This window comes from Gluconacetobacter sp., from assembly GCF_047721585.1.
Classification (GTDB): Bacteria; Pseudomonadota; Alphaproteobacteria; order Acetobacterales; family Acetobacteraceae; genus Gluconacetobacter; species Gluconacetobacter dulcium.
In genome coordinates this window covers 82699-108656 of sequence record NZ_JBDNXE010000002.1, presented here as the reverse complement: position 1 = coordinate 108656, position 25958 = coordinate 82699, and the positions used below count along the sequence as shown (strand labels likewise).

The window sequence follows — 25958 nt, the reverse complement described above, 5'->3', positions numbered from 1 at the left end:
AACGGTGACACCGTGTCCAGCGTTTCGCTGGCCACGGCCGCAACCGGCGCCAGCAACGTCGGCGCCTATGGCATCACGGCCACGGGCGCGACCGGCAGCGGTCTGACGAACTATGCCGTCACCTACCGGCCCGGCACCCTGACGATCGATCCGGCTGCGCTGACCATCACCGCTCTCGACCAGACCAGCACCTACGGCCAGGCCCCGGCACTCGGCACCAGCCGCTTCAGCACGACCGGCCTCGTGAACGGTGATGCCGTCTCGGCCGTCAATCTGACCACGGCCGCCACGGGCGCGAGTACCGTCGGAACGTATGCGATCGCCCCCAGCACAGCGACAGGCACCGGTCTGAGCAACTACCACGTCAGTTACCGCCTGGGCTCCTTGACCATTGTGATGGGACCGTCGTCCGCTACCGCAGGATTGTCGGCAGATCTCCGGTCACAGGGTATCGACTCCCTCACCGGCATCGTTAGCCAGGGCCTCAATACGGCGTTCGTTGCCGATCATGTCAGCGCGATTGCGAATCTTTCTGGAATCTCATCCGCTCACGAAAATTCAGGAAGCTCGACAGTCGTGTCGCCACTTGATAGCGCGGCTCCTGACGAGATTCAGAAACCAGCAGCCAGATCGATCCTCACTCGACCCTCTGGTGCGGCGCGGACTGCGGCGCCGGCACGCGCAGTCTCGCTGTCTGCCAGGCTCACTTCCCGGAATAACGGGAACATCGTCACCCCACGCCCGTCCGCTCGCAACCAGATCGCGCGGTAAGGAAACAATCTCATGCCAACTCTAAAACGGGCCTTATTGGCGACGTGCGCGGCTATTTGCCTTGAAGCACTCAGTAGCCCCAACGCCTTTGGTCAAGCCTATGAACGCGACAAACCCAAGACTCCTATGCCTCTATCGACATCCGATCAGATCCAGGAGCCTACACGGGAGGGCAACGTCCTGCCTGATACTAACAAAGTCGTTGTCTCCCGACTGGTAGGAATAGCCTTCTGGGATAATCCGGAGCGAATGCACAAGGAAGGGGCTCTCACGCGTCCCTATGGTATTTGGCACGATACAGGCCTCGGACTCCTCGATACTTCTTCTTTCCGAACCGAAATAGGGAAGTATCTTCAGAAGCCGCTCACCCTTGCCGATTTAAATAGCATCGTCTCGATTGTGAGCGATCTATACCGGACGCACGGACGGCCTTTCGTCTATGTTGCAATTCCGCCCCAGTATCTTGGAAACGGTGTAGTCCATTTCGTTATAATGGAGTACCGGTTGGATAAAGTCGGTGTACGCGGGAACCGCTGGTTCTCAAGCGAGCAGATTATCCGAACGAGCGGTTTGAGGTCGGGTAAGAGGCTGACGATCTCCGACGTTCGATACGGAATCGAACGCCTGAATGATAATCCGTTCAGGACGGTAAATGCCATTTTCTCCCCAAGTGCAATAAAGGGCGAAACTGACGTATTGCTCCAGACAACTGATCGCTTCCCGTTGAATTTATATGGCACCTTTGACACGGGTGGATTGCCGACCCTGGGGCGCGAGGAATGGGAACTGGGTGGAACATGGGGGAATGTCTTCGGTCTGGGCCACACGTTGTCCTATCAGCTGACTCATTCAGTGAGTGAGCTTTACAATAGTCATTCCCTCAATTACTCCGCTCCGCTTCCCTGGGGGGATCAGATCCATATATTCGGATCCTACGCGTGGAACCGTCCCCGTGAGAATCTGAACGGGACCGAGTTCGTCGAGAACGGCCACTCCGGACAGGCGAGTTTTCGTTATGTCCACGACGTCCATCCAATTGAGCTATTCGGCCCAAAGGCAACACTGTGGCAACAGATGTCGGCGGGTTTTGACTATAAGACGACGAATAACTCTGTCGAATTCGGAGGGATTTCAGTCTATGCCACCAACGCTGAGACTGTTCAGTTTCCGGTCGCATACCGCCTAACGATACGCGATGCGTTTGGCGAAACTCAGATCCGAAATCAGGCGACATTCAGTCCGGGTGGGCTCACGAACGGCAATCACCGGCACAATTATTCGCTGCTCGTTCCAGGCGCTAGCCCCCGCTACATTTACGATACCATGACACTGGCTCGGACTACCTGGCTACCATACGATCTTTCGTGGACGGTGCAAGCAACCGGGCAAATCTCGACGAGCAACCTGATGTATGCAAATCAGATCGGGCTTGGGGGGCTCTATACGACAAGGGGATACTTCACGGACACGATCCTTGGATCTGAGGGGGTGACCGTCGCGAATGAGGTCCACTCGCCGGCGTGGCATCTTTTCCGTGCTCAGGACCTTGAACAGGTCGGGGCCTTCTTTGATTACGGCCACGTCTCCCAGGTGCGCCCAATCCCCAATCAGATCAATTCGCTAGACCTCTCGAGTGTCGGATTGGATCTTCACCTTCAAGAGTCGAGTTACCTCAATCTCTCATTCAATATCGGATGGCGCCTACGCTCGCTGCCTGCCGTCAAGCGCAATGAAGGCTACGGAAACAAGGGGGCGTTCGGCAATATTTCTATCACCGTAGGGTATTAATGAACGCGGTTACCCCTGACTGGCGGCCTGCTTCTTTTGTTCATCTTCGGCAAGCTGCGCCTCTTGGCGCTCAAGTTCGCTTTCAATTGCGCGGCGGATGAACTCAGCCATACGTCTTGGACCCACCAACGCTTCAATCCTTTCCCGAAGAACGTTCGGAAGTCGGACATTTGTGGAGCGAAAGTTGAGTGGTGGGCGTCCCATGTGCGGACGCTATGCCCCAGCGCCCGTTCCGTCAATCTTCCATAAACGGCACCGTTTATTGACATGGATAAACGGTGCCGTTTAATCTCTCCATGTCTTCACTGCCCATGGCTATCCAAAGGAACCTTCGTATGCGTCTTCAGAGTGCTCCGCTCCTCCTTCTTGCCGGCTCGGTCTTCCTCCTGAGCGGTTGCGGCAGCTCAACACCAGCGCCGGAGCCTGTTTTGCTCAGCCAGTTCAGCGCGAACACGGACCGCTTCACCGTCGTCAGCTCCGTCGGCAAACCCGACGGCTCTATTCAGAAGGATGGGCGCAACTGCGACATTTACCGGCTCTATACGACCGGGCTGACCTCGGGTGGCCGCGCCGCGGTCAAGGCCGCAGAGGTGTTGACGAGTGTCGCCACATTGGGCGTCGCTCAGATCGGCTGGGCGATCGGCAAAGCGGGCACGCGACCGCAGGTTCACACCGTCCTTTTCTGCTTCGCGAGCAACGACAAACTTGTCGATATCTACGACAAGGATCCGACGAATACGTCTATTGCAGTCCATCGCATCGTGAACCGTGAGGCGTACAGTGCGCCGATCGTAATGCAGGCGGCTTCGTCGCCGAGTACGATTGCCGAGGTTGCGGCATCACCAGCGGCGCCCTCCTCGCCGGATGCGGGCTCGACGACGGATCGTGAACGGGCGGGCACCACTGTCACGACCGATCCCTCAACGGGCGCCGAGGTGATTCACGAGAAAGCCGTGGCGCCGAGACAAGCCGCCGAGGCCGGATCGATCAGTTTGGGCAACGTATCGCAGGAAGCAACGACCGGGCTCGCGCAAGTGCCCACGGAAAAGGTGTTTGTGAAGGCCGACGCGACCGCGGACGACCTCAATGACGTCAGCGCGCGCCAGTCGGAAGTCGCGAATAAGGCCGCGTTGCACAGTCGGTGACTGGCGAGGCTACTGCCGATAGCTGGGGTTCGGGGAGACACAGAGGCGATCTGCTCTCTCCGATCTTTGCTACTGTGCCAGAATAGAGACGTCGAAAACATCGCATGGATTTCTTGATCGAGAGATTTCAATGGGAACGAACTCGGGGATCGAATGGACAGATCACACTTTCAATCCGTGGGTAGGCTGTACGAAGATTAGCCCTGCCTGCGATCACTGCTATGCCGAGGGGTGGGCAAAGCGTGCTGGCGATCCCGGCCTTTGGGCTGGCCGACGCCGCCGGACCTCTGAGAAGAACTGGAGCCTGCCGTTACGATGGAACCGGGAGGCGCGGGCCTCAGGGACACGCGCGCGCGTGTTTTGCGCCAGCCTTGCGGATGTTTTTGACAACCAGGTGCCGGCTGACTGGCGGACCGATCTCTGGAAGCTCATTGATGCGACGCCGTGGTTGGATTGGCTGCTGCTGACCAAGCGGCCGCAAAATATCTCGGGGATGCTCCCGCCATCGTGGTTCGAAGGGCCATGGCCGAACGTGTGGCTGGGTGCGACGATCTGCAACCAGGCGGAGGCGGATCGGAATGTCCCCCATCTCACTGCGATCCCCGCCACTTTGCGTTTCCTCAGTATCGAGCCGTTGCTCGGCCCGCTGAGCTTCCGCTGGGCCCGCTGGGTGAACCAGGACTCCACGTTGCGGCGCTTCGGCCGGATCAACCATCTCGAAGGGCTCCGCGGGATTCATTGGGCGATCGTTGGAGGAGAATCCGGGTCGCATGCGCGACCGATGGATCTCGCGTCGGTCAGGGGGCTTCGCGACGAGTTTCTGGAGGCGGGAACCGCGTTCTTCTTCAAGCAATGGGGGGAGCACGATGCGGACGGCATCCGCGTCGGAAAGAAGCGCGCCGGCCGATTGTTGGACGACCGCATTTGGCAGGAGGCGCCCGGGCGTCAGTCGGTGATGACGTTGCCGCGTGGGGGAGATTGATGATAAGAACATATAGGGAACAATGGAGCCGGACCCATGACAGCCTCGGTCGAGACGAAGATTCTCTTTCAGCCCTATCAGTGGAAGAAGCAGAAACGTGGTGCGGATCGCCTGGAGGCAGCTCCCGCCATCGAATGCAAGGTGATCGGTGACGGGCTGCGCAGGATCGAAAAGATCCGCGCCGGCGTCACCGGGTTCGCGGGAGCGCAACTCGTACGCATCACGGTCGATGTCGAAGCCGGGGATTACGGCGAACCCGAATTTCTTGATGAGGCGGGGGATGTACCGGCCCGGGAAGAGTAGCCACCTTTTTACCGGAAGTCCCGAGCGCGTTGGAGGATTGTGCTCGAAGGGAAACCGTCGTCCCGGCCGATCCGACCGAGGTCGGCCGTGAGGTCCTCGAAGCGCACGGCGACGACATGGATGACGTCGCCCTCCCGCTGAAGAAGTCCATGCACGGCGACCATGGAAGCGCCGATTACGATACGCCGTTGCGCTTCCATGCGGTCCTTCCACACGACCAGATTGGCGGTGCCAGTCTCGTCCTCGATCGTCATGAACAGCACCCCCTTGGCCGTCCCCGGGCGCTGCCGCATCAGAACGATGCCCGCGACGGACACGCGGCGTCCATCGCGCAGCGTGCCCAGGGCGCCGCAAGGGGTCAGCCCGCGGCTGGCCAAGCTCTCGCGCAGAAAGGCAACCGGGTGCCGGCGGAGACTCAACCCGACCGTTTGGTAATCCTCGACAACCTCTCCGCCTTCGGAGAGGTCCGGCAACACGAATTGCGGCTCGATGATTTCCGGCTCGGGCCGGTTGCGTAGCGCGTCGGCCGCGGCGAACAGCGGCAAGGGATTGTCGGCCAGCCCCTTGATCTCCCATAGCGCGGCCCGTCGATTCAGACCCAGGCTGTGCAGGGCGTCCGCCTCCGCAAGCCGTTCAATCGCCGAGACCGGGATGTTGGCCCGCCGCCAGAGGTCATCCACGCTCTCGTAGGGCGAGGTCCGGTTGGCAACGAGTTGTGCCGCATGGTCGTTGGACAGTCCCTTTACCAAGCGAAAGCCGAGGCGGACCGATTGCCGTGGGCTACCCGGCCGGCCTTCGAGGTTACAGTCCCAGCGCGACCGGTTGACGTCGATCGGCCGGACATCCACCCCATGCTCGCGAGCGTCACGAACGATCTGCGCCGGCGCGTAGAAGCCCATCGGCTGGCTGTTGAGGAGCGCGGCGCAGAACACATCGGGGTGGTGGCATTTCAACCAGGCCGACGCGTAAGCCACCAGTGCGAAGCTGGCCGCGTGACTCTCCGGGAAGCCGTAGCTGCCAAACCCTTCTAACTGGCTGAACGTGCGCTCGGCAAACGACTGCTCGTAACCCCGATCGACCATGCCCTGCACCAGTTTGTCGCGAAAAACCGAAACGCCTCCGGTAAACTTGAAGGTCGCCATAGAACGGCGAAGCTGGTCCGCCTCTCCGGGCGTGAAGCCCGCGCAATGGATCGCGACCTGCATCGCCTGCTCCTGGAACAGCGGCACGCCAAGGGTCTTCCCGAGAATGGCTTCGAGGGCTGGCGAGGGGCAATCGGGGTCTTCCAGTCCTTCGCGCCGACGGAGATAGGGATGAACCATGTCGCCCTGGATCGGCCCAGGCCGGACGATCGCCACCTGCACGACCAGGTCATAGAATGTCGTCGGCCTCAGGCGCGGCAACATCGACATCTGCGCCCGGCTCTCGATCTGGAATGTGCCGAGCGTGTCCGCCCGGGAGATCATGGCATAGGTCCTGGCGTCCTCGGGCGGGATGGTGGCGATATCCATCCTGATCCCGAAGCGGTCATCGAGCATCTCGAAACACCGGCGCAGGCATCCCAGCATGCCGAGACCCAGCACATCGACCTTCATGAAGCGAAGGACATCGATATCATCCTTGTCCCAGGTGATGATCTGCCGGTCTTCCATGGCGGCCGGCTGCACCGGGACCAGTTCGTCGAGCCGATCCCGCGTCAGCACGAAGCCACCCGGATGGGTGCCAAGCTGCCGGGGGAAGCCGATCAGCTGGCGCGCCATGTGCAATGTCAGCGCCAGACGGCGATCACGCAGGTCGAGATTGATTTCCTGCGCCCGTGCGTGAAGCAGATCGGGATCGTCCAGTGCCGAGCCAAGATGCTTGGCCAGTTGCGCGGTCACGTCCTCCGGCAGGCCGAGAACCTTGCCAACCTCGCGTAGCGCGCCGCGAGGCTGGTAGCGCATGACCGTCGCACACAGCGCCGCGTGGCTTCGCCCATAGCGCCGGTAGATCCACTGGATCACTTCCTCCCGTCGGTCGCTTTCGAAATCGACGTCGATATCGGGGGGCTCATTCCGCTCGGCCGAGACGAAGCGCTCGAACAGCAGGCCGCTGCGGACGGGATCGATCGCGGTGATGGCCAGCACGTAACAGACCGCCGAATTGGCGGCGGACCCGCGCCCCTGGCAGACGATACCGAGTGAACGCGCGTACTGGACGATCGTGTTCACCGTCAGGAAATAGGGCGCGTAATCCAGCCGGCCGATCAGATCCAGCTCGTGCTTGAGCTGCACCAGGACATTCTTCGGTGTGCCGACGGGATAGCGGCGCGGCAAGGCTTCGCGGACCAGGCGCGTCAGTGTCGCCTGCGGCGTCTCGCCGGCGACCTCGCTCTCGGAAGGATACTGATATTTCAGATCCGCCACGTTGAAGCGGCACCGCGTGGCGATCGTGCGCGTGGCTGCGAGCGCCGCCTCGAAGCCAAGGTAGAGGGCCACCATTTCGTCCGGCGATTTCAGGTGCCGGTCCCTGAAGGGCTCACGGTCGGCCCCGAGCCGATCGAGCGGCGTTCCCACCCGGATCGCCGTCAGCACATCCTGCAGGATATGGCGCTGCGCGTCGTGATACAGCACGTCGCCGATGACCACGGTCGGCACACCCGCGCCGCCGGCGAGATCCATCAGGGCATGGAGGCGCGCCAGATCCCCGGGGCGCCGACGCAGGGTCAGTCCAAGATAGGCGCTGGCGATCCCGCCTTTCCGCTCCAGGTCCCCGAGGCGGCTCAGGGCGCGGGTCAGTTTGGCATCCGGCATATCCGGGAGCAGGATGACGACGAGCCCGGCGCCGCCGGCCTCCAGGTCCTCCCAGGTCAGGGTGAACATCTGCCGCTCGCCCCGCTTGTGCCCAAGCGTCAGCAGACGGCATAGGCGCCCCCAGGCGGCCCGGTCGGTCGGGTAAGCAAGGAGCGCATTCCCGTCCGTGAGGTCGAGATGCACGCCCGGAACCAGGCGCACGCCGTTCTCCTCGGCCGCCACATGCGCGCGGATGATCCCGGCGACCGAGTTGCGGTCCGTGACGCCCAGAGCGTCGTAACCGAACGCGGCCGCCCGGCCGAATATCTCGTGCGGGTGGCTTGCGCCTCGCAGGAAGGAGAAATTGGTCGCGACCTGCAGTTCGACATAGGGTGCAGCGCTGTCAGCCATCGCCGGGCTGGCGGTCGGTGTTCGGATGGCGATGCTGGCTGGTATCGGGCAGCGCGGCGCCGGTGCCGCACCGCACCAGCCGGAAACCGCAACGACGCAAATGCTCGACCAGCCGCTCGGCGACGATGCGGGCCATCAGCTCGTCAGCGTCATGGACACGCCGTCGGCCGTCATAGCGCAGCGCGTGGCTGAGGGCGTCCGCGATCTCGGTCGGATCCGCCGGCTTCATCTCCTCCGCCATCAGAGCACACCATGGACGAACCAGGAGAGGTCGCCTGACCATCCATGGACACCATCCCCTTGCCGGAACAGCCAGAAACGGCATCCCTCATCGTCCTCGACGACCCAGTAATCGCGGACCGCGCCATATTCGTCGGCGTCGTGCCACCATTCGCCATGGATCCGTTCCGGGCCATCGGCCGCCCGCACCCGATGGCGCTCGCCGCGCCACACGAACAGGCGTGGCGGGTCGGCCGGCAACGTGCCCAGCACCAGGATCGGTTCGGGTGGAGAGAACAGCCGGGCAGGGCGCTGGGCGCTCCATTGCCATGCAATCGGAGTCCTCTTCCGCCCGCTCGCGTCGGGCAGCGCCACCCGAACCTGCGTGCGCTCAGGGAGATGTGAGCCGGCCTCAGTGAGGCGATAGATCTGCTCTATACCCTCGCGATTCCGCAGTCGATCGATCAGGCAGCCAAGATCCTCCGCCCCCTGTTCCGCAGCCAACAGCCCTCCCATACGGCCGTCGGCAGGGATCGGCTCGATCCGGACGACGACGAGCTGCATGGCCTCAATTCCGAATCCCGGCTCGATCGTCTCGATCCGCTCCCGCAGCAGCCGGGCAATATGCGCCGCTTCATGGGCCGGCGCGGCCAGGCCGACCCGACAGACCTGCACCGAGGCGTCCACGCGTTCGCATGCCAGATCGATCAGCCGGGCACCCATGCCCCTCTGCACCAGTTCCTGCGCGGCATCGTCGACCAGGACGTCGATCACCGTGGCGATCGCCTCGGCCGTCCCGATCGGCTCGACGAAACTGCGCCGCGGCGCAATCGCATCCCTTGGGCGCAGCGGCCGGATCGGCTCGAAGACGGTGCCCATCGCCTGGTCCAGACGCCGCATGAGGTCGGCACCAAAGCGCCGCGCCAGGGGCGCTCTCGGGGCGGCCTGCAGGGCGCCGATGGTGCGCAGGCCGAGCCGTTGCAGGCCCTCTTGCGTCTGGCTGGCCAGACGCAAGCCCCCGACCGGCAACGCGGCCAATGCGGCGCCCTGGCCGCCGGCTGGCAGGGTGATGCGGTCGTTCCGCCCGTAGCGGGCAAGTGCATGCGCTGCGCCCGGCGTCTCGGCGAGGGAAAGGCGACAGGTCAGCCCCAGCGAGGCCAGACGACCGGCCAGCGTATCGAGCATCGGGGCTTCGCCGCCGTGCAGGTGATCGCATCCCGTACTGTCGATCCAGATCCCATCGGGCGGATCGATGGCAACCAGGGGCGACAGCCACAGACACCATTCGGCAAGGCGCTCAAGAGCGCCCGCATCGGCGTCTGCATCGAGCTGGGGCGTGGACAGGTCCGGAACCAGCGCCCGGGCGTGCGTCAACGCCATCCCGGGCACGACCCCGGCCGCCCGCGCGACGCGGTCCGCCGCAGCCACAACATGCCGGCGTCCATCATGCGTATGCAGCGCCAGTCCCGACTCTGCCGGCTCGTCCGGATTGCGCCGGCGCCATAGGTCCGTGTGCCAGCCCGGGAGCCAGAGGGAGATGATGCGGCGTGACATAAGGAGGAATCTCACAGGACCAGGACGCGGAACGGCCGCCGCGTTGACGCAGCAGCTCGATCGTCCAGCGCTCGGGACCAAGGGGAAGGGGGGCGGTCGACGCTGAGAACGGCAGAACGCAGGGCGCTCCGCGAATCCGCCAACGGGTCTGGCAGGCACTTGGCGGCAGGCGGCCGGTATCGGACGGCGCGGACTCGCGGTGCAGCAGAAAGCCGCTCGTGCTGCCCGCTTCCGCAGCCAGTTGCAGGCGTCGCGAAGCCGTCAGCGAGAGCGCGGTGTCGAGATCCGCGACGACTGCCGTCACCGCCCGTTCGCGGAGAATGTCCTCACACAGACCCGGCACGTTTTCGGGCCTGGTCTCGATGCAGATCACCCTCCCGGCGTCCAGTCCGGCCGGCCTGATGCCCGCCAGATGCAGATCCAGGTAACGTCCGGAGATCCAGACGATCTGTCCCTCGGTATCCGCCAGGATCGAGGCGATGAAGCGGGATGGCTTGGCCGCCACACGCAGGTCGCTGCCGGCGCCGTAGAATTCATGCACGACGCCACATGGCAGGCCGCCTCCGAGGTGCCGGTCGACGTCGGACAGACCGGTGCGGAGATGGCGTGCGGCGTCGGATACCCTGGATCGGCGTTCGATCCGCGCGATCTGTTCGCGCAGCAGTTCCATCGTCTCTGTGTGCTGGTTCATCGCCGCTCGCTCCCGCTCCCTCAGGATCGGGCGGATCATAGACAGGAACAAAAAGAGAACACAAGCGATTCATTCGATGGACGGCGACGCCGGAAGTACGCTCTGCTCGTCCAGGCCGCAGCCGGAAGAGGTGGGACGATGTGCAACCTTTACGCCATGGAGAGTTCGTCATCGGCGATCCGCGCGGCCGCAGCCGCGATGACTGATCGCACTGGCAACCTGCCGACGATGCCCTCCATCTATCCCGACTATGCCGCACCGATCGTGCGGAACGGTCCGGACGGCCGGGAACTGGTGATGGCCCGATGGGGTATGCCCTCTCCGGCCTTCGCGCTGAAGGGTCACAAGGTCGATCGCGGCGTCACCAATATCCGGAACACGGAATCACCTCACTGGCGCCGCTGGCTTGGGCCGCCGCATCGCTGCGTGGTGCCGTTCACGGCCTTCGCGGAAAACGGCCTTCTGCCTGACGGGCGGATCCAGCCGGTCTGGTTTTCTGCCGCGGAAAGTCGCCCCCTGCGGTTCTTTGCCGGCCTGTGGACGTCCTGGACCTCTGTTCGGAAAGTGCGCGAGGGAGAAATTACCGCCGATCTCTTCGGCTTCCTGACGACGGAAGCCAACGCTGTTGTGGCGCCCGTTCATCCGAAGGCGATGCCGGTCATTCTCGAGACGGCCGAGGAGATCGCGCTCTGGCTGGACGGGCAATGGGAGGAAGCCGCTGCTCTTCAGCGCCCTCTGGACCCGGACCATTTGGCGCGTCTCGACGTCGCGTCCACCCCTTAACCGTGTCGTCGTGCGCCAATTCGGACACAAACCCATTCCCTCAGTCGGATTGCCGGACGCCTTTCCGCGCTGCGCGGGTCGTTGGATGCCCCACCCATGATCAGAAGCCGTCGGACAACGGTTTCAAGGTATCTTCGGGGTAGCGGCCACCCCTCGCGCGAAATGCCATCCAGGTTTCATATCCAAGAGGGCTGATCCCAAGAAGATCGGGCGATGTGTGCAACAATTGCAGGAGCCCGAGCCGGAGCAGAGGCTGGATTGTGCGATCCCCGAACTCGTCGGTAAGATTCCGCGAACCTCCGACGATCAATCGCCAGCCAGGTGTCCCGCGAACCGTCGTGATCGGTTGCAGACAGCCGCTTGATTCTACTTGCCCATCCTCGCCCAGGATAAACAGGCAACACGTCCAGAAGGCATTGCGAGGGCGAGGCGGAATCAGCAACCAGTCTACTGGACCATCACGTCCTGACTTGGTCGGCCCTGACTTGGTCGGCACAGCCGACGCAAAGGTTTCATCAGCTTCGTGCGCGGCGATGAAGCCTTCTCGAAACGCGCGTTCCAGCGCTCTCGCGATAGCACCGGCCGTATCTACCGAGAAACCGTCCCGCCGGTCATTGCGATCCTTCGCAACGATCCCTCGGGCAATGTCCCGGAACTGCGCGGTTCGGTAAGCGTCCCTTCTGGGACGGCGGCTCTCAGCCATGCGCCCCACCATGACAATCTGATCGGACGCATCGTAAGTCGATCGAAAGCCTCGCGGTCAAGATCGAAATGAGGTTCATTGAAAAGCGAGGATCTTCCTTGGGGTTCGGGTGCCAGACCGGCGCAGCGACGGGAAGCGCCGCAATCGCCATTTCACTTGTGTCCTCAACGGTCATCCGTGCAGTCGCAAAATTGCCGCCCTTGGCCCCTGTACCGAGCGGCGCTGAGGGCATCGGTCAGTGCGATGTTCTTCCCGGCCTGATTTGTGGTCCAGGCGGCAGAGTTCAGGGCGATCATGCGGGCCACAACGTGCATGCTTCAAATGACAAGGGGACGGGTTTCATAGATTGCGTTTGCATGTTTTATAGATCCCATGCACATTGAACCAAGATATTATCACCTCCCTATAAGGAGTTCAGTCATGCAGACCATGACGCTTGAGCAGCTTCGCGCCGCAAGCGATTCCGGCGGAGTGGACGGCGTGACCCTGAAAGGGCGGGGCGGGGCGTTCCTCGTGCAGATCGCCACACGCAGCGGGGCCACCGCCTTGCTGGCGAAGGCCCGCAGCAACGAGCCGCGCCGGTTCGGTAATCCCGTTGCCGCCTTGAACGTCCTGCGCGACGTGGGCATTACCTTCGGCCAGTTCGACGCCAGCGAGTGGAACCCGGCCGAGAAAGAGGAAACCGCCGGCAACCGTGGCCGGGCCGAAGCGATGCGCAAGGCGCACCAAGCCGCCGCCTACACGGGATGGCTGGCCGCCGAGATTCAGGACGCCATCGACGACCCCAGGCCCAGCATCCCGAACGATGACGTCATGGCGGGGATGGATGCCCACATTGCACGCCACAAGACAGCAGGAGGGCAGCGCGCATGAGCTTCGATGTCTTCGCCGCGCTCGCTCAGCCCGGCGCCTCTGTCACCGTGCACAACGTCCGGCTGATCGATGTGCAGCCGGCCGAAGGCGGCCATGAGTTGCTGACCATCGAGCATGCCGGCACCACGCGCGAACTGATCGGCGGCGGGCCGTGGAGCCACGAACACAGCCACGGCAATGTGGGGAGGTTCGGCTACATCGTGCCGGCGCAGCCCTTCGGCCGCGAGCTACCGGCCGGCGCGTGCTACTTCCGCGACTACATCGACCAGAGCCTGCAGCGCGTGCCCGAGCTGGACAGCCACGAGCGGGCGACCCGTGACGACGGCCCCGCTTTGGACGTCATCGGCTGGCGATGCGATGCACGGCCGAACGGATTCCGCGCGCCTGTCGGCATCATCCCCGGCGAGGCCGGGCGCTTCGTGCCTGATGAAACCGTGGTCGTTACGCTGCGGGTGCCGCCGGAGTTCGTGCGGGAGTGCCGGCGCGTGCAGGTGACGCCCCAGGAGCTGCTCCGTAGCTTTGCGGGCGATCTCGCCGGCATTCAGAACTTCGTCGCGTGCCCGCGTGCAGACGGGTACGGCAGCAACGGAAGTGATGAACGCGAATACGCCGGTGCCTGGCTGCACCGAGCGCACGCCGTAAACGCTATCGACCTGGACGAGCAGGAGGCACGCCAGGCCGAGGCCGAAGAAAAGCAGCTCCAACGCGACGACTTCGCGGCCCTGCTGGACGATTTCGAGAGCTACGGCGGCAAAGCCGATGACCTGTTCGCGACCGTTCAGGCGCTTGTCGATAAGCAGGCCGAGACGGACGCCGATTGATCGATGGCGAAGGCCAAGTCCCCTTTCCGCATCGTATGGCGTCCGATGGCAGAGGTCGATCTGGACACCATCATCGACTCCATCGCCCGGGATAACCCGACCGGGGCGGAGATGTTTGGCCAGGATCTGCGCGGCAAGACCTTGCCGCTTTCGCAGCAGCCGAAAATGGGCCGCACCGGCCGGCCGGACTTGCCCGCCTTCGTGCATGAGCTGGTCGCCCATCTGAATTACATCGTGTTCTATCGCGTGCTGGACGGCGCCGGCACCGTGGAAGTCTTGCGGGTGAAACACGCGGCGCAGCAAATGCCGTGACGCGGTGACAAGCGGAACTCGCCGGCGGGGTTTCGGTGTCAGGTCAACATGATCGAATGAATATAGAGACCCAAGAGGATCGATGACGCCCCTACCATTGAGAGAGATAACCTCTGGCGCGGCCCTCGATTCGGCACCACGAGCACAAGGACAAGCGCGGTAAGTCCGATCCCCATCATGGCCCACGGGAACCACGCATATGCGTGAGTATCAATCCGGCAAAGGCTGACGCCGTTTTCGATATGGCAAAGCGAATCCTTCATTGTCATTCTCCGGGGGGTTAGGTTGTCAGGCGAGTTCGGGCACGGACCAGCCGCACGCTTTTTGGCGCTCCAGCCCCCACACACGCATGACGTCGCGTGTCGTCTCGGACGCTTTTGGGACGTGCGGGCGGTCGGCACAGGCGACCTTCGTGCCTTTGATGATGCGGCACATCACCACGCGCTCACCCAGCTGCACGATCCGGTTGCAGCTGACGCAGCAGTGGCGGTGCTGCCGCCGATCTGCGGCATAGTTGGCTTCCCATATCGGCTCAGGGCGGCGCATGGTACGTCTCCGGATGTTTTGATTACGCGGGTCGAGACACAACAAAGGTGGCGGGTTCGCCGCCCGCCACAGGCGCCTCGAATGAGACAGTTTGACCCAGCGTCAGGATAATCACGTTTTCATACCGCCTGCGATCTGTAACGGGTGCTTGGATCGCATCATCTCCCACCTTTGTGGTATCAATCCGCTCCAGTTTCACGGTCTCATATCGGATCTTCACGAGCACTTTGCCGTCCCGAAGGGGCGTAGCTCTATACACGGCCGTTTCACCCGTCACCGCGACCGCCGGCGTAATCGAGGTGCTGGACCCTCCGCCTCCAAGGAGCTTTCTGGAGGAACCTCCGATGTATGTGATATCTGCGCCATTTTGGATGACAACATCCTGGCCATCGACATTAACTGAAAACTTGATCTTCCCTCTTGGACCATCGGGGCGCGTTTCGGTCACCGAAACTAAACCCACGTCGGGTGCGACATCGGGTGCGCTCAACGAGGCGAGTTGACAGCCGGCGCCCCCCGCGCGGGCCGAGTAACTTGCCACAGCCCCTCCTAAGACGAGCGTCAAAGCAAGCAGAATCTGCAGATTACGCATCTTGAGTTCTTTCGTTTTCGTGTCGGCCAAACGCCGTATCCGACAGTCTACGTTTGCCGTTTGTGACTACAGTCCAACGGGCGATGAACGCAGAGAACGAAGAGCAGTCCTGCGTGGGACCAAAGGGGTTTTCTGGGGGCGCACAGAGTGTAAACCGCCAGCGCGCGCCGATTGGGGTTGGATTGTCAGGGACACGGCGCACTCTCGGCCCGCGTCCGTCACGACCGTCTTGCCGCATTCGGCGGCGACCAGGCTGCGGTCGCGCAGCGCGCGTTCCGTCTGGCCAGCCGCACCGTGCATCTGTCTAATGCTAGCCGGGCTGGGGCAGGGTCATGGCGCTCCAGGAGACTGTCCCGATCGTCTTGCCACCAAACGCAAGTGGGGCAGACTGCCCGTCGGCAAGATCAATGGTCCCATGGAATTCCACGATATTTGTTTCCGGCGTGTCGATGGCCAAACCGTTCGCTGCGGTGAAATGGCCCATCTTGACCAGAGTGGTGTCCTCCAGGTCGATCTTCAGAGCAACGTGCCCGTTCTGCTGTCCCACGGCGCTGATTTCGCCTGACACACCGTCATGAACGAACGCTTTCTCCTTCATCGGCTTCTTGCCGAGATCGCTGGAAATGCTTGCAATGTACGGGATTGCCGTAAACTGCTTCCATGGTGCCGCAGCCTCTCCGAGCACAATAACGGACGAATGAGTCTCAAGTCCGGAGCGCAGGCTGATTGTGGCGGTGCCATAGGTCACCGGCGGGCGGTGGGCGACCTCATGTGCCGCTTCCGCGGCGCTAGCCGGCGGGCACGCTACAACGCTGACAATACCGGCGGAGACGGCAAGGACGGACAGAATACGCATACTGAGACTCCCTCTGTAGTCGATTGGACAATCCAACCACGTCACCGGGGCCGCAGCCCCGATGCGGTTGGGTGGACCCCTCCCAGCCTTTATGGGCCCACCATTTGTGACCGCAGCACCGACCCGGGGTTAGGTTGTCAGGCGAGTTCGGGCACGGACCAGCCGCACGCTTTTTGGTGCTCCAGCCCCCACAGACGCACGACGTCGCGTGTCGTCTCGGATGCTTTTGGGACGTGCTGGCGGTCGGTACAGGCGACATGTGCGACCTTGGTGCCTTTGGTAATGCAGCACATCACCACGCGCTCACCCGACTGCACGATCCGGTTACAGCAGACGCAGCGATGGCGGTGCTTCCGCCGGTCTGCGGCATAGTCGGTTCCCCCTATCGAATCAGGGCGGCGCATGGTCTGTCTCCGGGGTTTGGGTGTTAGGTCAACATGACCAAATGAGTATAGAGACCCAAGAGGATCGATGATGCCCCCACCATTGAGAGAGACAACCTCTGGCTCGGCGCCCGATTAGGGACCACGAGCACAAGGACAAGCGCGGCAAGTCCGATCCCCATCATGACCCACGGGAACCATGCATATGCGTGAATATCAATTCGGCAAAGACTGATGCCGTTTTCGATATGGCAAAGCGAATCGTTTATTGTCTTTCTCCGGGGCAAAGTTTCAGCAGGGACTGGCTCATGTCTGCCGTTCTGTGAATGTCGAGATCGTGCGGCGCTGTAATGTCGGAAAATTCGTGGTATTGCCCAAGCGCTGGATCGTGGAGCGCACCATCGCATGGTTGAACCGCTGCCGACGCCTGAGCAAGGATTGGGAGTGCCTCAATCGCAATGCACTCGCTTTCCTCCGATGGGCGTCAGTTCGATTGATGCTCAGCAAGATCTGTAATCAAAAACAATGATCTCGGACGGACAGTTAGGGGCAGGACGTACCGTTACGGCTGATATCAACGGGTGGGCCTAACGTGCTTCGATAATCGTTTTTGCTTTTGCATAATCGCTTTCAAGCTGAGCATATTCTGCGATGAGGTCCGGTGACAGAGTGCCGCCGGCATTTCCTTGTTCAGCACGTTTTGTGATCTGTAGTAGAGGAGAATGTCTTATCTCAATAGCGGCCCGACCGGTAAGATATGTATCAAAATACGAATGAATACGATTTTCCTCTTGATCGTCAATACTGAATGAGTCAATCAGTTTATTGCCATTTAAGAACGCATTAACCGCTGCGGCTAGGTAATACCTTGCATGAGCCGAATTGATAACGATTCCTGCGCCGCTAGATGTCGCTCTGGCTCCCCCTGGAATTCCCGGATAGGTCGTAGTTACTTCATATATACTATCGTTCACGCTCTTGCACATTGTAGATATAATATTAAAAATGTGCTGCTCACGAGTCAAAGAGATGGTTTTTTCCTGAATTCTATTTGTGGTGTCGGAGGCTCTCTTGGCCAGGACCAAAGCGGCCAGCGCTAGAATCGCGGCCATCCAAGTACCAACGGCATCAAACCAATCTGCGTAACTCCCTTCCTCCATCTCATTTCCAAAATGCCTCAATACGAAAACGAGAAAGATGGGGAATACCACATAGCTCAATATCCACACCAAAACGTGGGGCCATATAGTATTATTTGTTTTTGATCCGGAGCTCATCTCTATAAATCTCGATCTATGCAAAATGATATGAAGGTTCTGTTTTAACCGTCGCGTGCCGCAGGATTGCCGAACCGCGTGGGCATCAGGATTATATGATTTTTGCTATTCGAGGTTCGTAAGCTCCCGTCAGTTCGTAGTGCCCGAGCGTATTGGTCTTGGGGGCTTCCGGCATTAGCTTGTCACCAGCACCTCGCGCAAGGCGAAGCGCTACTCTAAATGGCCAAGCTCACGCGGAGACAAAGGGCAGCATGATCGCAAGGCCTCTACCGCCACCGACGCAGAGCAGCGCAAACATTGAATTTATTGGTCGGACCGATCGGACCAGAGCCGACCGACGCGGGCAGGTCATGGCACGCAAATGTCAACCTGCCCGCAGTCGGCGATGCCCATCAGACCCCCAACTTCTCAAGCGCCTCGATCTGAGCATGCAGACGGGCGATCCGCTTCCGCCGCTGCTCGATTGCCTTTTCTTTCGCCTCGCCAGGCGAGCGGAATGCCTCGCGGCCGAAGAAAAAGGTTTTGCGCCCATTGCATACCCACAATTCGTGGACAAGGAGGCGCGTGTTGGGACGACAGGGTTCGATCTCTGCCCAACCTTCGGTGGCCATCATATCGGGTCGATAGAATCTCTCGCGAGGCATTGTATGACTCTAACCTTCCGCCGAGAGGAATGACGTGGATTGTTACTACTTGTGCGTATCCGAAAACAATGTCACTTGACAATGGAGGCATGCAACGGACGAATCGAATGATAGATATTGTCACTGCATCTGACTGCATGGAATCGATGTGCTCGACAAAAGAATTATTGACAGCATACCATAGTTTTCTGAGCGATATAAGCGATGTATATTTCGCATTAGGTCGATTTGACCGCTTCAATAAGCGGGATAATGAGATAATTAGCGTAAATTATCCAGAAGAATGGGTGTCGCGCTACACGGATAGGAAGTATATATTTGAAGATCCTACGATTTCACAATCGGCACAAACCCAAATCCCTTACCTCTGGCATGAATTCCGCGACCTTCGACCATCGCAGCGAGCCATCTTCTCGGATTTGTCGGATTTCGGTGTGCAGGCTGGCTACACGATCCCACTCCATGCACCTGATGGCATGACGTTTGTCGCCAGTTTTGCTTTCAGGCGTCCGGTCATACCGGCTGTCGATCGCGTGGCCATCACGGCACTGACCTCGCAATTTTATTTCCGCTACAAGCGGTTGTTAAGTTCATCCTCGAGCCAGAACGTTCTGTCGGAACGTGAAAGGGAATGCCTTTGCTGGGCGGCGCGAGGAAAAAGCTCATGGGAGACTGGGATGATTCTCGGCATCACCGAGAACACTGTTAATTTCCACATCAAGAATGCTCTGGGTAAACTGCAGAGTAACAACCGTATCGAAGGTGTGGTTCGAGCAATATGCCTCGGTCTGATTTCTCCCTGAACCTACCAGATCTGATAGCTGCCGAATTTTACGAAACCCTAATACTCCACGAGATGTTCCGTGGAGTATCGAGAATGATCGATTTATTAACCATCGAGACTGCCCATCACATGGGAACTGCATTAATCGAGCAATATAAATTCCGATACCGGCAATTTGTCCTGCGTGAAAAATGGGACGTTCCGAATTATAATGGAATGGAATACGACCAGTTCGATACTCCCGCCGCGGTCTATCTGGTTTGGCGCGACGACCGTGGAGCCGTTCGCGGTCTGGTTCGCCTTCTGCCGACGACGCAGCCCTATATGATCGAGAGCCTGTGGCCCGAGTTGATCCCTGATACCGGCGCACCGCGCAGTAACTCAGTCTGGGAGAATACTCGGTTCGCAGTCGATCGTGATCTCCCCCCAGCGGTGAGAAAGCAGGTGACGGTCGAACTGATTGTTGCGTCGATGGAGTTCGCGTTACAGCAGGATGTCCGCTCGTTTCTCATCGTTTCGCCGCGGGCGATTCTGGAGCGTACCTTACCGAGGGCCGGCCTTCAGCCCGAGGTCCAGAAGAGTACGCTCCTGCCATCGGGCCATGCTGTCTCCTCGGCCTATGTCAATGTGTCGATTGATCGTCTGATGGCGGTCCGTCACAAAGCCGGCCTTCAGCGGCCGGTTCTCCGTAACCATCCACGAGAGCATCAACATGCCGCCTGAGTGTACGCTGTCATTCAGCCAACGAGAGGAGAAAGCGCAGCAGATCGCCAGCGCGCTTGCCTATTTACGGCTTGAGGCTGCCGACGCCGGATTTTCCGACACCGTCTCAGGCCTTGAGGATCTGCAGAAGAGGGTCGTGCATGAGGCACAGACGATCGTGTTTCAACATAGCGGAAACGGACCACCGATGAGGAGTAAATGATGGCTCTTCTATTTTCAGACGTATTTCCAAACGGGCACGATTACACAAGAATCCCTTTCGAATTCACAGACAGTCCTGAGATCATCGCGCACGTCGTCAAAGGAGTAGAAAAATCCTGTCCCGAGGCTATCGATCTCATCGCTGGCCTGCTCAATCGGCTTGATAGCCGCGAAGTCGGGCTCCAGCATATTTGCGCCCATAGTTTTCAACAGGAGCAGATGAATTAGACCGCAGGGGCTTCCTTTTCTGGGCTGTGTCTCTGCCCCAGGCAGACTACCGGGCTGCCTGGGGCACCTTAAACCTCTCCCTAATGTCTGGCCTGGTCTGATGAAAACACTCGACCATCACGTCGATCGCCAAAGCGGCAAGACATCCACGTCTTTTACCACCAGCGATCGCCAAAAGTCGGTGAAGGTGTGTGGCACGGATGCATAGCACGAGGGACCAGGCATATGGGGGCGCCCGTCTGGACGGATGCAAGCGCTCTCCTCTGGTTTTTGGTGAGCTTCAGCGCAGTCTTACGTCATCAGGACGAATGCGCCGCTTTGATCGCCTGACTGGATGCCGCCTCCTGCACACGCGAGGAGGCTAGCATTGTGCGATCGCCAGTCCAGCCGACGGGCCTTTGATGGATCACGCCACGGGGAGGGAGAATCGGGGAAGAGCCGGCACCGCTCGATGAAGCACGTCATCGGGCTCCGGCCTTTCGGATAGCCAGCGAGAAACGGGCTCCTGGGCGATCCGCATCGCATCCTGCAGGGGTAGGAGCCGCTTGCCGGAATCAACCAGGTCGCCGCGATCCCACAGATCGAGAATGAAGGCGAATGCGGCCGTAGCATTGTCGGGTTCCGCATCCGAGATGACCTGCGCGTCCATACTCTCGATCATCTGACGGGCTTCGGCCTCTGCGAGGCCGGGCCACCTCGCGAGAGCGACGAAGCCGTTCTTCTCATGATCGGCGACCGTCAGAATTATATCCACGTCGGTTCCCTTCCACTTTTGTGGATTGCAGGCGGGGCAAGGCTGCCCGCGCCGGTTCTCAGTGATGGTCCATTCGTCAGCGATCCAGCCGGTGTCATGTCCGCAATGGGGGCAGACGAAGCGGATGCCCTTTGTGCCCGGAATGTGCCCCGCGTCCGCGACCCGCATTCTCCTGACCGGCGGGCGCCGAGGCAGATCGGCCTTGGCAAACAGCATCTCGACCACAGAAGCCTCCGAGGGTAAAATGCGGAAGCCGATTGCGCCCGAGCAATAGCAGTATCGCGTGCATGATGGTTCTTTCCTTCGGGGGCGGCGTTAGGTTGTCAGCGGTGCGAACCGCTCGCCTGTTTCCGGGCATCCCGCAGAGCTGCCTGCATGGCCAGCCGGGTCGGATCGTTGTCATCGCGCCACAGGGCGTTGCGAACGATCCGCTCCAAGTCCGCCTTGCGCTGCTTGGACACGCACGGCGGACAGATGGACTGCATATTGCGAAGTGCCTCAACCAGCACTGGCTTGCTGTCCATCATGAGACGAGAGGCCCGACGGTTCTCGCGATACTCGAAGCGGGTCATAGTCGTTTCTCCGGGATTAGATGGCCGGGCGCGGAGCAGGGCGGGCGGTCCCCATGGCGAGCCATTCGCGCAGTTGCTGCCTGTGATATCCGATACCGCCCCCGTCTGTTTCAGAAATCCCGAATTGGCGACCGATGGCGCGACGCATCGTCTCTCGATAGACCGCACCTCCAGCTAAGAGAATCCTACTGGCGGCCAGTGCTTCGGTCGCAAAAGCGACATGATTGGACGTCGGAAGGTGCAGCAATTCATTGGCCCGCTTCGGAGTCAGGCGATCCTCATAAAACGAGATCGGCATTTCCGCCTGCTGAAAGCCGTAACGAGACGAAAGAAACCAGACGTTGACCGACTGTCGGGCCGCTTCCGACAGTTCGGCCAGCGCCGCGCGGAGTGTGCGCCACATCACACCATCATACCGTTCGATGGCAGGCATCAGACCACGGGACGGCCGCTTCGTGGCGGAGCAAGCCATTACCAGAAGGGACGGGTTACTCAAGTGCAAGGCGTGCCTCCTTGGTGGGGTCAGTGGGACGCGACCAGAGCCGCGCTACCGGCATCGGTCAGCACAGCATTCTTTCCGTCCTCATTTGTGGTCCAGGCGGCCAGGCCCAGGGCGATCACGCGGCCCACAACGCTCGGGTGGATCGGACCCATGATGCGCCACGAGGCATACCCCGTGTTCCTCATCGTGACGGTTCCCTGTTGGATGGCCGTAAGCGCCCTCTTTTGATTCTCGGTCAGCGTCATCGCTGCGGGCCTCCTGGGTTTGATGGACTACCTGACGGCCAGTCCGGTTGTCCGTATAACTATCCATAAATCGCTCTATTGCGCTTGTCCAGAAATAAATCCATAAAATCCATGTCGGATTTCGGAGCGCGTAGATAAAGTGGCTGGCAAGACGGTAGGAAGCGGCAAGATCGGATATGCGCGGGTCTCCACGGACGCGCAAAATCTGGACCTGCAAATCAAGGCCCTCACCGACTATGGCGTTAATCCAAAAGCGATCTTCACCGACAAAATGACTGGGGGGACGCAAAAGCGTCCCGGCCTTGCTCTTGCCTTGAAAGCCGCCAATAGCAAGGACATTGAGTTTGTCGTCTGGAAGATCGACCGTCTCGGCCGCTCGGTCCTTGGCGTCGCCGAGACCCTAAAATTGCTGCGGGACCAAGGTGTTACGATCAAGAGCTTGACCGAACCGATCGACACTAGCACTCCGATGGGTCAATTCGTCCTGAATATGCTGATCTCCCTGGCGCAGATGGAACGCGATCTCATCCGCGAGCGGACGATTGCTGGGGTTGCTGCGGCAAAAGCGCGAGGGGGACGGCACGGTCGTCCCCAGGTAATGACCGAGGCCCGAAAAATGCTGGCGGCGGAGATGCTGGCGGACGGCCGGCGCGGGGTCGAAATCTGGGATGCTGTGAAGGCGCTTCCGGGTCCGACCGTGGGCCGATCAGCTTACTACAATTTCCAGAAGGATTGGCTGCTCAGCCAGGATCCTGTCGATCCGACTGATGAAAAATGATACAAAGCCGGAGATATATATCATGATTTCTGCTGAAGTGAGAACTATTTGCGATCATATTTATCGTCGACACTGTAACTGCGTCAAACTTGAGCGCGCCCTCCTCAGGGAAGGAGAACTCAGCACCCATTCCTCTAGTATTTATCATTTTTTACTTTCGACAATAAGTCGTTGGGATCAACGCCTCTCGGCGACATCGAATGCACTCGATGAATTTATATATGAATATCAAGCCGAGACCCGCGACGAGATTAAATTTTTCCTATTAAGACTTGTTTTCCGAAATTACTTTCTACTAAAAGATGAATTGCGCACGATATCTGCGGAAATAAATACCATCAGGAACATAAGCGCGAGCGATTTTAAAGAAAATGATGACGCGTTTTCTTTCTGGATTCATGTGGTGAATATGCGGGAGAGATTTACAAAAAATTGGCCTCTCGCCTTGTCGAATAACCCCCATTCAACCTCAGATGAAATGGAAATACCAGAGCGCAGCGGATTCGATATTGTGAACGTGTACGAAGAAAAAGTAAGAAATTACGACGATATCCTTGCTAAGGAGTTCGCTAAGCCAGCCTTGGTGGATCCAGGCAAGCCCACTACCCAGGAGAGATCCGTAATAGAGTCCATTTAAGAAAAATCTCACCATGAGAGTCAGAGTTGTTGGGCGGATTTTGCTTGACCGCAAATTCGTCACTCGAATGACTTCACCCATGCTGGCAGTTAGAGCTGCTCACTCAACCCTCAAACTCGGCAAGACTAACCTGGCGATGATCGCTACTGCACCGAGCGTCCGTGCTTCATTCTACGGCGCTTCTCTCACCCGGGCGGGATAGAGCCACGACCACGGCGCATCGCTCTATCCATCTAACCAGAAACAGGAATCAACACGCATGAACACTTCCGTAGAGAAGCCCCATATTGGAAAAACCCATATTTTCATGGACAACTCAAATATCTTTGGCGGCGCACAGCGCACAGCACGAGAAAAAGAAAGTGCACCTTGGAAAAGCGTGAGGATTGATTACCAGAAATTGTTCGCAGTCATAGGAAGGAAGCGCGCTTCTTTAGGAACCTCAATGCTGGCCGGTTCGGTTCCCCCGGGCAACGATGCACTTTGGGAGGCGGCGCAAACGGCCGGCTTCGACACAACTCTGCTTCGCCGCGTAGAGAGCGATGATGGGCGGCTGATTGAGCAAGGAGTGGATGAAGCACTTCATTTGAAAATCGGCAATATCCTTCTCGACGAAGACCAGCCGGGAACAATAGTTCTCCTGACTGGGGATGGTGCAACAACTGAGCAGGAATGCAGTTTCACTAAGCAGGTCGAGCGAGCCGCAAAGCGAGGCTGGAAAGTAGAGATTTGGTCTTGGCGCAGTCAACTCTCCCCTAAGCTGCGTGACATGAGACTCAGGTTTCCGGATCTGGTAACGGTAAATTACTTGGATGAATGGTATTGGGGATTGGTATTTCTTAAAGCAGGAGAATACGACGTGAAAGGTGATCTAGTCGTCGTACAAGGGCGGCGCACGCAAGGCATCGATTTGACCGACAGCGCATTTGCAGCAGCCAGGGAGACAACGTAGTCCGCAATGGGGTTGAGTTTCAGTAGCGACCCAACGACCGACAAGCAAGTTCACCTAGAACCAGCAGGTAGCAGACGAGCTCTTCATGCCTGCAAACTAGACGACGGCAGCGCGTGCATCGTATCATATGATCCCTGACCAAAACATGTCTGAGCGCACGACGGCCGGACGGGACCCGGCCGTCGTGGGGCGTGTCATGGCCTCGTGGGTTGCGCAGCGCGCCACAGATGAAGGCGGGAAGAACGCGGCCTTAACTGACGCTGGCCGGGCCACCCCAGCGACGTCAACCTAACCCCAATCTGAAGCGCGCTGGCGGTTTGCACGCTGTATTCCGCCAGCATACTCCTCTGGTCCAACGCAGGACCGATCTTCGCTCCCTGCGTTCATCGCCCACCGGACTGCAGTCACAAACGGCAAACGTAGACTGTCGAATACGGCGATTGGCCGACACGAAAGCGAGGAAACTCATGATGCGTATACTGCTCCCCGTCTCGATGGTGTGCTTGCTTGCTTGCACGACGGCTCATGCGGCGAAGGCCGATAAGATATCTGTGGGCGACAAATGCGCCCGGGACGGATCGATTTCTACGAACGGTCCTAACGGGACAGGTATCGTGCTCACGTGCGAAGACAGCGTCTGGCGCGCTCCTCCAACGGCTTTTGGTGCTGTTACGTTCAACATGCCCGGCGGGCGTGTTTATTCCCAGGTTGTCGGGATCGGCGGCAGTGCGGAGGCATTCGCGTTTTTCAAGATAATTCCCTACACGGCTAGCGTCTCTATTACTCCGGGAAAATCTCCCGTGAAGACCACGTCGTTTGTTCATGATGGCATTTCTGGTGCAATTCGCGCTGTCGGTCAGCTTAACGGGCGGGTGGCTCTGAAGATCGATCTGATGAACACCACGCTGACCGAAATGGGGCATTACACCTCCTCTGACGGTATGACCATCGACACTCCAAAAACGAATTCCCAAGAACTCCATGGAACCCTTGACCTTGTCGATGGCCAGTCCGCACCGCTTGAGGTCGGCGGAAAGACGAGCGGCAGCGTGTCATGGAACAGCATAAATCCCGCTTCATCCGCTGGCGGCGCCGGCCACACATAAAGCGACACCCTAAGGGTGAAGATCTGACCGAATTGCTTGAGGCCGTCAGCC

The 25958-nt window shown here is 59.7% G+C and carries 31 protein-coding genes and 1 pseudogene; 16 read left to right on the top strand and 16 right to left on the bottom strand.

The window, feature by feature from the left end; all coding sequences use genetic code 11:
• From ABF821_RS01195 to ABF821_RS01175, 5 genes are all read left to right on the top strand, one after another.
• On the top strand, positions 1 to 771 hold a 771-nt coding region (locus tag ABF821_RS01195), incomplete at its 5' end, for an MBG domain-containing protein (protein WP_415528792.1).
• Positions 772 to 783: 12 nt separating this feature from the next.
• Positions 784 to 2559 carry a ShlB/FhaC/HecB family hemolysin secretion/activation protein gene (locus ABF821_RS01190; RefSeq protein WP_415528791.1) on the top strand — a complete coding sequence of 592 codons (1776 nt, stop codon included), beginning with the start codon at positions 784 to 786 and terminating at the stop codon, positions 2557 to 2559.
• Positions 2560 to 2894: 335 nt separating this feature from the next.
• Positions 2895 to 3704 carry a hypothetical protein gene (locus ABF821_RS01185; RefSeq protein ID WP_415528790.1) on the top strand — a complete coding sequence of 270 codons (810 nt, stop codon included), beginning with the start codon at positions 2895 to 2897 and terminating at the stop codon, positions 3702 to 3704.
• Positions 3705 to 3834: 130 nt separating this feature from the next.
• Positions 3835 to 4686 carry a phage Gp37/Gp68 family protein gene (locus ABF821_RS01180; RefSeq protein ID WP_415528789.1) on the top strand — a complete coding sequence of 284 codons (852 nt, stop codon included), beginning with the start codon at positions 3835 to 3837 and terminating at the stop codon, positions 4684 to 4686.
• Positions 4687 to 4722: 36 nt separating this feature from the next.
• Complete coding sequence (locus ABF821_RS01175) at positions 4723 to 4989, top strand: hypothetical protein (protein WP_415528788.1); 267 nt, start codon at positions 4723 to 4725, stop codon at positions 4987 to 4989.
• Between the two features lie 8 nt (positions 4990 to 4997).
• Here the strand turns inward: ABF821_RS01175 and ABF821_RS01170 are convergent, their stop codons facing one another.
• From ABF821_RS01170 to ABF821_RS01155, 4 genes are read right to left on the bottom strand one after another with little or no spacing between them, the layout of a single operon-like run.
• Positions 4998 to 8171: an error-prone DNA polymerase gene (locus ABF821_RS01170; RefSeq protein ID WP_415528787.1), complete on the bottom strand. Its 3174-nt coding sequence runs from the start codon at positions 8169 to 8171 to the stop codon at positions 4998 to 5000.
• Positions 8164 to 8412, bottom strand: a complete 249-nt coding sequence (locus ABF821_RS01165; protein WP_415528786.1) for a hypothetical protein — start codon at positions 8410 to 8412, stop codon at positions 8164 to 8166. The genes ABF821_RS01170 and ABF821_RS01165 overlap by 8 nt, the downstream gene beginning before the upstream one ends.
• Positions 8412 to 9944 carry a DUF6504 family protein gene (locus ABF821_RS01160; protein ID WP_415528785.1) on the bottom strand — a complete coding sequence of 511 codons (1533 nt, stop codon included), beginning with the start codon at positions 9942 to 9944 and terminating at the stop codon, positions 8412 to 8414. Before ABF821_RS01160 ends, ABF821_RS01165 begins: the two co-directional genes overlap by 1 nt.
• Positions 9835 to 10635, bottom strand: coding sequence for an ImuA family protein (locus ABF821_RS01155; protein WP_415528784.1), 801 nt, complete (start codon positions 10633 to 10635; stop codon positions 9835 to 9837). The genes ABF821_RS01160 and ABF821_RS01155 overlap by 110 nt, the downstream gene beginning before the upstream one ends.
• Positions 10636 to 10773: 138 nt before the next feature.
• On the opposite strand from ABF821_RS01155, the gene ABF821_RS01150 reads away from it, so the two are divergent.
• Positions 10774 to 11418 carry an SOS response-associated peptidase gene (locus ABF821_RS01150; RefSeq protein ID WP_415528783.1) on the top strand — a complete coding sequence of 215 codons (645 nt, stop codon included), beginning with the start codon at positions 10774 to 10776 and terminating at the stop codon, positions 11416 to 11418.
• A 100-nt stretch (positions 11419 to 11518) separates the two neighbouring features.
• On the opposite strand, the gene ABF821_RS01145 is transcribed toward ABF821_RS01150, so the two are convergent.
• Entirely contained in the window at positions 11519 to 12121 is a 603-nt protein-coding gene (locus ABF821_RS01145; protein ID WP_415528782.1) for a hypothetical protein, read from the bottom strand.
• Between the two features lie 420 nt (positions 12122 to 12541).
• On the opposite strand from ABF821_RS01145, the gene ABF821_RS01140 reads away from it, so the two are divergent.
• The 3 genes from ABF821_RS01140 to ABF821_RS01130 are packed head-to-tail and all read left to right on the top strand — an operon-like array spanning position 12542 to position 14127.
• Positions 12542 to 12994 (top strand): hypothetical protein, encoded by a 453-nt coding sequence (locus tag ABF821_RS01140; protein WP_415528781.1) that lies wholly within the window; start codon positions 12542 to 12544, stop codon positions 12992 to 12994.
• Positions 12991 to 13815 carry a hypothetical protein gene (locus ABF821_RS01135; protein ID WP_415528780.1) on the top strand — a complete coding sequence of 275 codons (825 nt, stop codon included), beginning with the start codon at positions 12991 to 12993 and terminating at the stop codon, positions 13813 to 13815. Before ABF821_RS01140 ends, ABF821_RS01135 begins: the two co-directional genes overlap by 4 nt.
• A gap of 3 nt (positions 13816 to 13818) precedes the next feature.
• Positions 13819 to 14127: a type II toxin-antitoxin system RelE/ParE family toxin gene (locus ABF821_RS01130; protein ID WP_415528779.1), complete on the top strand. Its 309-nt coding sequence runs from the start codon at positions 13819 to 13821 to the stop codon at positions 14125 to 14127.
• A gap of 38 nt (positions 14128 to 14165) precedes the next feature.
• On the opposite strand, the gene ABF821_RS01125 is transcribed toward ABF821_RS01130, so the two are convergent.
• From ABF821_RS01125 to ABF821_RS01105, 5 genes are all read right to left on the bottom strand, one after another.
• Positions 14166 to 14390, bottom strand: a complete 225-nt coding sequence (locus ABF821_RS01125; RefSeq protein ID WP_415528778.1) for a hypothetical protein — start codon at positions 14388 to 14390, stop codon at positions 14166 to 14168.
• A gap of 25 nt (positions 14391 to 14415) precedes the next feature.
• Complete coding sequence (locus tag ABF821_RS01120) at positions 14416 to 14673, bottom strand: hypothetical protein (protein ID WP_415528777.1); 258 nt, start codon at positions 14671 to 14673, stop codon at positions 14416 to 14418.
• A gap of 22 nt (positions 14674 to 14695) precedes the next feature.
• Positions 14696 to 15265, bottom strand: a complete 570-nt coding sequence (locus ABF821_RS01115; RefSeq protein WP_415528776.1) for a hypothetical protein — start codon at positions 15263 to 15265, stop codon at positions 14696 to 14698.
• Between the two features lie 310 nt (positions 15266 to 15575).
• Positions 15576 to 16121, bottom strand: coding sequence for a hypothetical protein (locus ABF821_RS01110; protein WP_415528775.1), 546 nt, complete (start codon positions 16119 to 16121; stop codon positions 15576 to 15578).
• A gap of 137 nt (positions 16122 to 16258) precedes the next feature.
• A complete protein-coding gene (locus ABF821_RS01105) occupies positions 16259 to 16525 on the bottom strand; it encodes a hypothetical protein (protein WP_415528774.1) in 267 nt (88 codons plus the stop codon).
• A gap of 298 nt (positions 16526 to 16823) precedes the next feature.
• Here ABF821_RS01105 and ABF821_RS01100 point away from each other — a divergent pair.
• Positions 16824 to 17033: pseudogene (locus ABF821_RS01100) on the top strand (transposase); the annotation flags it as partial.
• 58 nt (positions 17034 to 17091) lie between these two features.
• Here ABF821_RS01100 and ABF821_RS01095 read toward each other — a convergent pair.
• Positions 17092 to 17724: a hypothetical protein gene (locus ABF821_RS01095; protein WP_415528773.1), complete on the bottom strand. Its 633-nt coding sequence runs from the start codon at positions 17722 to 17724 to the stop codon at positions 17092 to 17094.
• 449 nt (positions 17725 to 18173) lie between these two features.
• Entirely contained in the window at positions 18174 to 18395 is a 222-nt protein-coding gene (locus ABF821_RS01090) for a hypothetical protein (RefSeq protein ID WP_415528772.1), read from the bottom strand.
• 137 nt (positions 18396 to 18532) lie between these two features.
• Between ABF821_RS01090 and ABF821_RS01085 the strand changes: the two genes are divergently transcribed.
• Together ABF821_RS01085 and ABF821_RS01080 are read left to right on the top strand one after the other, a co-directional pair.
• Positions 18533 to 19228 carry an autoinducer binding domain-containing protein gene (locus ABF821_RS01085; RefSeq protein ID WP_415528771.1) on the top strand — a complete coding sequence of 232 codons (696 nt, stop codon included), beginning with the start codon at positions 18533 to 18535 and terminating at the stop codon, positions 19226 to 19228.
• A gap of 74 nt (positions 19229 to 19302) precedes the next feature.
• On the top strand, positions 19303 to 19932 hold the full coding sequence (locus ABF821_RS01080) for an acyl-homoserine-lactone synthase (RefSeq protein ID WP_415528770.1): 630 nt from the start codon (positions 19303 to 19305) through the stop codon (positions 19930 to 19932).
• A gap of 835 nt (positions 19933 to 20767) precedes the next feature.
• Here ABF821_RS01080 and ABF821_RS01075 read toward each other — a convergent pair.
• From ABF821_RS01075 to ABF821_RS01060, 4 genes are all read right to left on the bottom strand, one after another.
• Positions 20768 to 21340: a hypothetical protein gene (locus ABF821_RS01075; protein ID WP_415528769.1), complete on the bottom strand. Its 573-nt coding sequence runs from the start codon at positions 21338 to 21340 to the stop codon at positions 20768 to 20770.
• A gap of 98 nt (positions 21341 to 21438) precedes the next feature.
• Positions 21439 to 21687: a hypothetical protein gene (locus tag ABF821_RS01070; RefSeq protein WP_415528768.1), complete on the bottom strand. Its 249-nt coding sequence runs from the start codon at positions 21685 to 21687 to the stop codon at positions 21439 to 21441.
• A 16-nt stretch (positions 21688 to 21703) separates the two neighbouring features.
• Complete coding sequence (locus ABF821_RS01065; RefSeq protein ID WP_415528767.1) at positions 21704 to 22120, bottom strand: hypothetical protein; 417 nt, start codon at positions 22118 to 22120, stop codon at positions 21704 to 21706.
• Between the two features lie 89 nt (positions 22121 to 22209).
• Positions 22210 to 22434: a hypothetical protein gene (locus ABF821_RS01060; protein WP_415528766.1), complete on the bottom strand. Its 225-nt coding sequence runs from the start codon at positions 22432 to 22434 to the stop codon at positions 22210 to 22212.
• 139 nt (positions 22435 to 22573) lie between these two features.
• Between ABF821_RS01060 and ABF821_RS01055 the strand changes: the two genes are divergently transcribed.
• The 4 genes from ABF821_RS01055 (at position 22574) to ABF821_RS01040 (ending at position 25907) form a co-directional block, all read left to right on the top strand.
• Positions 22574 to 23212, top strand: coding sequence for a recombinase family protein (locus ABF821_RS01055; protein WP_415528765.1), 639 nt, complete (start codon positions 22574 to 22576; stop codon positions 23210 to 23212).
• Positions 23213 to 23234: 22 nt separating this feature from the next.
• Entirely contained in the window at positions 23235 to 23849 is a 615-nt protein-coding gene (locus ABF821_RS01050) for a hypothetical protein (protein ID WP_415528764.1), read from the top strand.
• 259 nt (positions 23850 to 24108) lie between these two features.
• Positions 24109 to 24801, top strand: coding sequence for an NYN domain-containing protein (locus ABF821_RS01045; protein WP_415528763.1), 693 nt, complete (start codon positions 24109 to 24111; stop codon positions 24799 to 24801).
• Between the two features lie 467 nt (positions 24802 to 25268).
• Positions 25269 to 25907, top strand: a complete 639-nt coding sequence (locus ABF821_RS01040) for a hypothetical protein (protein WP_415528762.1) — start codon at positions 25269 to 25271, stop codon at positions 25905 to 25907.
• Positions 25908 to 25958: the final 51 nt, after the last annotated feature.